Raw genomic sequence first — 6,863 nt, 5'->3', positions numbered from 1 at the left:
ACTTTCTGCGCAGGGCTTCGTTGTTCTTCGCTCACGGATATGAATCCGTTCAATCATCACGCCTTGCCTTGCTTGAAATTCTTTCCAGCACCACCAACGCTAGTTGCCGGAGGTGCCCTTAAAAAAAATGAATCTCGACTGCCTGCTGTCGGATCTTGGCATGCAACTGAGCTATCTCACGTTCATATTGCTCTTCAGGGGATTTCGCTCGGCCTGAGCTGAATACCTCAGGCATCCTTACCATCATTGGTTCCTTCCAATCTGAAACTGGAACAGGCTGTATGTCATATTCTGTCGCGATCTGCTGAATCGTCTTCTCTTCCATGAGTGCCTCTAGAGGTACTCGTGCTTTGTACCCGGATTCGCATGGTTTTGCGTTTTGCTTTCATTTTGTTGTTTTTAAGTTTGTGGCCTTCACCGCTCCCAATCATCAAAATGATAGCTTAACTACCTGTCGAAATTGCAGGGTCCAGTTCATGCCGAGTGTTTAGGTTTTGCGGGGCTAGGACCCAGAGATTTGGTCGGGCTGGGGATGGCGCCGACGGCGCAACACAAGGTTGTATTTTCGGTGTGTCTTTGAAATATTCTGGCTATCGAATCCGAATTGTTATTCTCTTTTGGGGTGTGCTAAAAGTGAATGAGTCAATTATTGTATAGCATGTTAGGTACAATATTTGTTGCCAATAAATTTTAAGACAGCACTATGATAATTACTGTTATGAAATTTCCTATAATAATTCTTATTTTATTGGCTCTCGTCAGCTGTAAGCAGACAAAGGAGAATGAGGTTAGTTCACCGCCAGCTCTTAAAGAGCTAAGGCTGACTTTTGGGGTGTACACTACTGATAAGCCGACAGATGTTGTGGCTCAGTTTCGTCCACTGCTGAATCGGCTAGAGCAAAAACTTACCGCAGATCTCGAGCAGGATGTGAAGATTAAAATTGATATCACAGCCAGTTACCAGGCCGCGATAAAGAATATTGCTGAGGGAAGAGCGGATTTCGCCCGATTCGGCCCAGCCTCGTATATTCTAGCTAAGCAACAAAATGAGGAAATTCAAATTATTGCAATTGAGTCCAACAAGGGGAAGAAGACCTTTCAGGGAGTAATTGTCGTCCACCAAGATAGCCCGATACAATCGCTCGCGGAGCTCAAAAACAAAAGCTTCGCATTTGGTAATGAGAAGTCAACGATTGGACGCTACCTTGCCCAAGAACTACTTTTGGAAAATGGTATTAAGTGTTCAGATTTAATTAGTTATGATTACTTGGGGAGGCATGATGCCGTTGGTTCAGCCGTTGGCGCCCGACGCTTCGATGCAGGGGCGTTGAAGGAAGGGACATTTAAGAAGCTCGTGGCTAAGGGGACTCCAATCCGAGTGCTCAGTAGCTTTAAGAATGTGACCAAACCTTGGATCACGCATAGCGAGATTTCCCCGTCAGTTCTGGAGGCCCTTCGCAAAGCCCTTCTGAGCATCGAGGATGGAGAGGCACTGGAAGCGCTAGGTAAGCAAGGTTTTTTGAAAGGAAGTGATAGTGATTACTCCATAATTCGTCAATCAATGCTCAATAATGCAGCCTTTATGGGAAAAGAATAAAAGTGTCTGCTAGATGTCTCTTAAATTAAGAACTAGGCACCCTCTGCCCCTTTGGATACAGCTCAGTGTTGTATTAGGTGGTTTGTCATTGGTTCTTATATTTTTGGGAAGCCATATCTTGCAGGCCATTCTTCTTAGTAATCAGGAGCAAGGACTGAAGGCTCAGAATCGCCGACTTGCTGAGGTTTTCTCCGCAGTCGCTGCGGAGGCAATAATCTCTGAAGATATAGAAATACTCGAAAGCGCTGTCCTTGAGATTGCCCTAAAAGAGCCTGGGCTCAATACAGTACAAATTACCAATGAGGACTATAAGCCTCTGGTGGAGTGGAGAAGAGAGGGGGGGCAAGCAGGCTATGAATATCTATTCGAGCACAGCGATAAGGTTATATTTATGGGCGAGACCTTTGGCTACTTTTCAACAGGCTGGGATATCAGTGAGCAGCGACAAGCTGTGATAGAGAAATATAAAGAGCTCCGTTGGGTCATTGGCGTGACTCTGGCAATTTATACAGCTATCATACTTCTATCTGTGCACTACCTGCTTACTCGACCCCTTACTCGACTGCATAAAAAGCTCACCTATTTAACGGTGGAAGGTAGGCCGGCTCAGGAGATCCCACACGGAAGCTTAGAAATCTACCAACTGAGTCAGGCTTTAGATGAGCTCAGGAAGTCAATAAAGCAAAGTGCTTTACGGGAGCGCATGTTGGCAGAGGCTAAGCAATCTGCTGATGAGGCCTCGAGTGCCAAAAGTGACTTTTTAGCGACGGTTAGCCACGAGATACGAACACCAATTAACGGCATATTGGGCTTCACTGAGGTCTTACTCAAATCTGACCTGCCTAAGGAAGAAAATGAGTACCTGCAACTAATCGATATGAGTGGCAAAAATCTGCTCACCATCATAAATGATATACTTGATTTTTCTCGCATCGAGAGCCGCCAGCTTGAGCTTGAAGAGGTGGACTATGACTTGGAAATGTGTATCAAAGACACCCTGAATCTCTATTCCAAGGCTGCAGCTAGTAAGAAAATCGAGCTGCACTACCAAATTGATGAAGGTGTTGAGCGATATCAAAAAGGGGACGCTAGTCGTCTGGGCCAAGTACTGGTTAACCTTATTTCGAATGCTATTAAATTCACCGATAAAGGCTTTATCTCGGTGAAAGTGAGTTCCTTGGATGCGGGATTTATTAAAATCACAGTAAACGACACAGGTATTGGCTTTGACCCAGCCATTAGCGAAAGCCTCTTTGCTCCATTCCAGCAGGCAGACGTATCGACGACCAGGGAGTATGGAGGAACTGGTCTAGGATTAGCTATTTGTCGTCAATTGATAGAAGCCATGGGTGGCTCAATTTCAGCGACGTCATCACCTGGTCGAGGTTCCACATTTGTATTACGCTTACCTAGTCAGAAAGCCACAAGCGATTTTGATTCCGATCCCAGAGTTAGTCATATGAAAGGGTTAAGAGTGCTAGTGGTAGATGACTATCCCTCTGATTTTAAGCATGTGAGGTGGACGCTCGAGCAATGGGGAGCTGAGGTTATCTTAGCCGAGAATTTTGGCGAGGCATCAAGGGTATTGAGGGATAGCGAGCTTATAGACTGTGTTATTATTGATATTATTGAGTCCTTAAGCGGCCACCGGCAGTTTATTGTAAGTGAGCAAGAGAAGTCTGCTGAGGCCCCCCCAATGCTAGCAATTAGTCCGTCACGGTTCGAAGTTGATGAATATGTGCCAGAGCTTAAAAAAATAGCTAAGGTCATTCATCGTCCACTTAGTAAAGGTGCGCTCCTAAAATCTGTTCTCAGCAGTGTAAGCAAAGCTGAACTAGATAAAAAAGAGAGCATATCACAACCCATTGACGTGGCTAATGAAGGGGGCTTGTGCGCGCTTGTCGTCGAAGACAACCCAGTTAACGCCAAACTTACCCAATTATTACTCAAGAAATTAGGCTTCACTAGTAAACTTGCAACGAACGGACAAGAAGCTATAGATATGCTGCAGGAAGAACATTCCTTTAGTTGCGTACTTATGGATATTCAAATGCCCGTTATGGATGGTATCGAGGCGACTAAAAAGATTAGGGAAGGCTTCACTGGGGCTCACAATACGGGCATATGTATTATTGCTGTTACGGCCAATGCCTATAATCAAGACAAGATGAAATGTATTGAAGTGGGAATGAATAGCTATATTGCCAAGCCCTTTGACCTCAAACGATTAAAAGCCGTACTGACTGATCACATTGACATAATTGTTTGATTTTCAGCGTTAAAGTTGGCTTAGTTGGCTTTGGATGAGCTTTTCTTTTTGGGGTTGCGGTGGTTTTGGAGATTGGACCCAGCAGGGGCTGGGAACATTCAACTTTCCGATGGCTTGCGTTCCTCTAGGATTCGTTTCGCTGTCTCTAGGCCGGAGGTGATAGCGCCTTCGATGGAACTCGTTGCGTGTTGATCTCCGCATAGAAAAACTCCCTTCACAGCATTTGCTGGTTGTTTGGTGTTAGGGGCTTGTTCGGGCAGGGCACGAGCGATGAGGTCGGTGCGCAGGTGACGCCACGTATCGACTTCTTCCCCAAACCATGTGTGAAGCTCAGCGAGGACTCGTGCTAGCAAATCAGTCTCATCGTGAATCCCTAGAATGGAAACAGATATCAGAGATTGTCCGTCGGGTGCATAATCAGAGGAGAGATCCGAGGGTACCGAAAGATTGTTGATCAAGCTATTAGGATCAGCAGATAGAGCGATGATTGATTCACCGAACGGCGAGTTACGCGCTGCGAAGTAGCAGTTAGTTACCGACCTCCACTTGAGATCAGGTAAAATAAATGCGGGACATATCTGCTGTGCTGCATCGCTAGGGATGGCGAGGACGATCTGGTCAGCGCTTAATTTTTTGCCAGATGCTAGCACTACATCTGCGCCATCGATTTTAGATACTGGCGAGTTGCAGCGCAGTGTGCCAGCGGGCAGCCGTGCTGCAAGTTGGCGGGGTATTTCTTCCATCCCTTTGGCGGGCAATGTGGCAGAACCTTCAGTAAACATTTTGAAAGTGAATTCGAACATTCTACTGGAAGTGCTGAGTTCATTTTCGAGGAAGATACCACCATAGAAACTACGGAAAAATCGATCGATCATGCTTTTACTGAATCCAAATTTCTGGAGGTAGAGATTCGTTGTTACATCTTTCCGAGTCTGAATTTTCTCGATAGATGCGAATTTGAGTGAAAATCGCAGCTTAGCCACTAGGAGCTTATCGAGCAGAGAACCCATGGGTGATAAGGCGCTTGATACGAGGTGACGTGGGCAACGAAAAACATCCATCAGGCGATGCCTTTTGCCATGTTCAAAGATAATCGCACCTGGTTGGAAAGGATGAAGATTAAGCGCGTCGAGGTCCAAAAGTTGGCCCGCATTTGGGTAGGCATCTAGGTAAACTTGGAAGCCTCTATCGAGTAGGAATCCCTCGAAAAAGTCAGTGCGGACACGTCCACCCGGCGCATCACTTTGTTCGAGTAAGTGCACGTTAACTCCATTTTTGGTGAGCTCCAGAGCGCATGCTAGACCAGAGAGACCTGCGCCAATAATAATGACTTCGGGTGAGGGCATGATCAGACGGTAAGCTTAGTGATGACGACGGTTAGGATGATTGGTGTCGAGCAATTCGAATGACCTAATCCTCAAACTCTTAGCGAGCTCATGCCGCCATCGGCATGAAAGACTTGGCCGCTGATGAAATTTGAATCGCTACTGAGAAGGTAGTTGGCGAGTTTTGCAATTCCTTCGGGGGTTCCGACTTGCTTGAGCGGGTGTCTGTTTGCTGACGCTTCACGTTTGGTATCAGTATTGAGTAGGTTTGAAGCTAAGGGAGTATCAGTCAGTGATGGTGAAATAGCGTTTACTCGAATCTTAGGTGCTAATTCAGCAGCTAATGAAAGGGTGAGTCCTTCGACTGCAGCCTTCGCCATGGCGATAGAGGTGTGAAAAACGAGGCCCTGGGCCGCGGCAACGGATGAAAATAACACGATAGACGCTGAAGGAGATTTTTTTAGTAGGGGCAATGCTAGTTGCAAAACCCTAGCTGCCCCAAAAGCATTGACCTCCATGTCTTCTCTAAATTCTTCAAGACCAATACGATGAAATGGTTTAAGCCTTATTGTTCCGGGCAAGTAGACTACCCCATCTAGCTCGCCATCGATAGGAAGAACGAGTTCGCTGGCTAAATCTAAGGGGTAGTACTGAGCCCCTACGTCAACCAGCTCACCATAATGGCGACTCCATTGAATAAGTTCGTCTCCCTGCGCAATAAGCTGCTTTCCCAAACTCAATCCGATTCCCGAATTGCCACCTACTAATAATATTCTAGCCATAATTTAATGCATGGTAGCTTACGACATACATCAAGATACCATGGGGTAGGGTAACCTCAAGTTGGTTTCTCGCAAGGGACAAATTATCGGCCAGCAGTTTTTACCGGGTAACTAGGCTGCTATGTAGACCGGTGGAGAGGGTGAATATGGACTGAGACAGTGGCCGCAATGATGGCCGACATGGGAGGCGTATCCGGCTCGGTAAAGTTGCAGAGTGAGAACAGTCTAGTGGGTTGTGGAGTCCTATCAAGGTGTTGATACCGATATGGTTGATGGTGCACACGGCCCTCGAAGATGGAGCCGTTTTTACGTTGGCTAAATAGGCGGTAACGTTCTAACAAGAAAAAATCGAGGGAGCCCAGTTTCGCTACTTGATGAGTGGCAATATTCTTAGGATATCGGAAGACCTGATCTATCGAGTCACCGCTGCGTTTTGATGTGTAAACAAGCTGATCAGATAGCAGATCGGAGGTCATCTGGGCGTGGTTATATGGAAGGTGGAATAGGCTACGAGCGATCTTGACAGCGAGCCATTGATTACAATCGAGAGTAAAGAACCAGACACCAGGCTTGCCGTGTTTATCATAGACGTAGGTTCTGAGATTTAGTTCTTTAAACCAGGATAATCCTGGCACGCTAGGGCAGTAGGATGGACGTATTTTCTCCATAAAAAAGGGCACTATCCCCAAGTAGGCTTTCCCACCGAAAGTGTCTACAAATAGCCCTTTGGGTAGTCTTTGCTGAATTGTATCTGGAGAAACCTCCCAGTGGAGAAAGAGTAAGTGACTCCAGTTCTGGCGCATCACCACGGCTGAGCTCGGCTTTTTTCGGGCATCGATCCGCTGCTGGTCAGTGGGCTGGTTCATGTCGGTGGCGAGACTCTATTTTTA

At 46.4% G+C, this 6,863-nt stretch carries 6 protein-coding genes; 2 read left to right on the top strand and 4 right to left on the bottom strand.

The window, feature by feature from the left end:
- Positions 1-118: 118 nt before the first annotated feature.
- Positions 119-325 (bottom strand): hypothetical protein, encoded by a 207-nt coding sequence (locus ABGY95_RS06915; RefSeq protein ID WP_347440961.1) that lies wholly within the window; start codon positions 323-325, stop codon positions 119-121.
- 393 nt (positions 326-718) lie between these two features.
- Between ABGY95_RS06915 and ABGY95_RS06910 the strand changes: the two genes are divergently transcribed.
- Together ABGY95_RS06910 and ABGY95_RS06905 are read left to right on the top strand one after the other, a co-directional pair.
- Complete coding sequence (locus ABGY95_RS06910; protein ID WP_347440960.1) at positions 719-1,597, top strand: PhnD/SsuA/transferrin family substrate-binding protein; 879 nt, start codon at positions 719-721, stop codon at positions 1,595-1,597.
- 13 nt (positions 1,598-1,610) lie between these two features.
- Positions 1,611-3,866 (top strand): response regulator, encoded by a 2,256-nt coding sequence (locus tag ABGY95_RS06905; RefSeq protein WP_347440959.1) that lies wholly within the window; start codon positions 1,611-1,613, stop codon positions 3,864-3,866.
- Between the two features lie 98 nt (positions 3,867-3,964).
- On the opposite strand, the gene ABGY95_RS06900 is transcribed toward ABGY95_RS06905, so the two are convergent.
- From ABGY95_RS06900 to ABGY95_RS06890, 3 genes are all read right to left on the bottom strand, one after another.
- Positions 3,965-5,212, bottom strand: coding sequence for an NAD(P)/FAD-dependent oxidoreductase (locus ABGY95_RS06900; RefSeq protein WP_347440958.1), 1,248 nt, complete (start codon positions 5,210-5,212; stop codon positions 3,965-3,967).
- 71 nt (positions 5,213-5,283) lie between these two features.
- Positions 5,284-5,973 carry an SDR family oxidoreductase gene (locus ABGY95_RS06895; protein ID WP_347440957.1) on the bottom strand — a complete coding sequence of 230 codons (690 nt, stop codon included), beginning with the start codon at positions 5,971-5,973 and terminating at the stop codon, positions 5,284-5,286.
- A gap of 119 nt (positions 5,974-6,092) precedes the next feature.
- Entirely contained in the window at positions 6,093-6,839 is a 747-nt protein-coding gene (locus tag ABGY95_RS06890; protein WP_347440956.1) for a DUF2071 domain-containing protein, read from the bottom strand.
- Between the last annotated feature and the right edge of the window lie 24 nt (positions 6,840-6,863).

It is taken from the genome of Rubritalea sp. (assembly GCF_039830215.1).
Lineage (GTDB): Bacteria > Verrucomicrobiota > Verrucomicrobiia > Verrucomicrobiales > Akkermansiaceae > Rubritalea.
The sequence above is the reverse complement of the archived record's forward strand: the minus strand, read 5'-3'. Positions and strand labels throughout refer to the sequence as shown.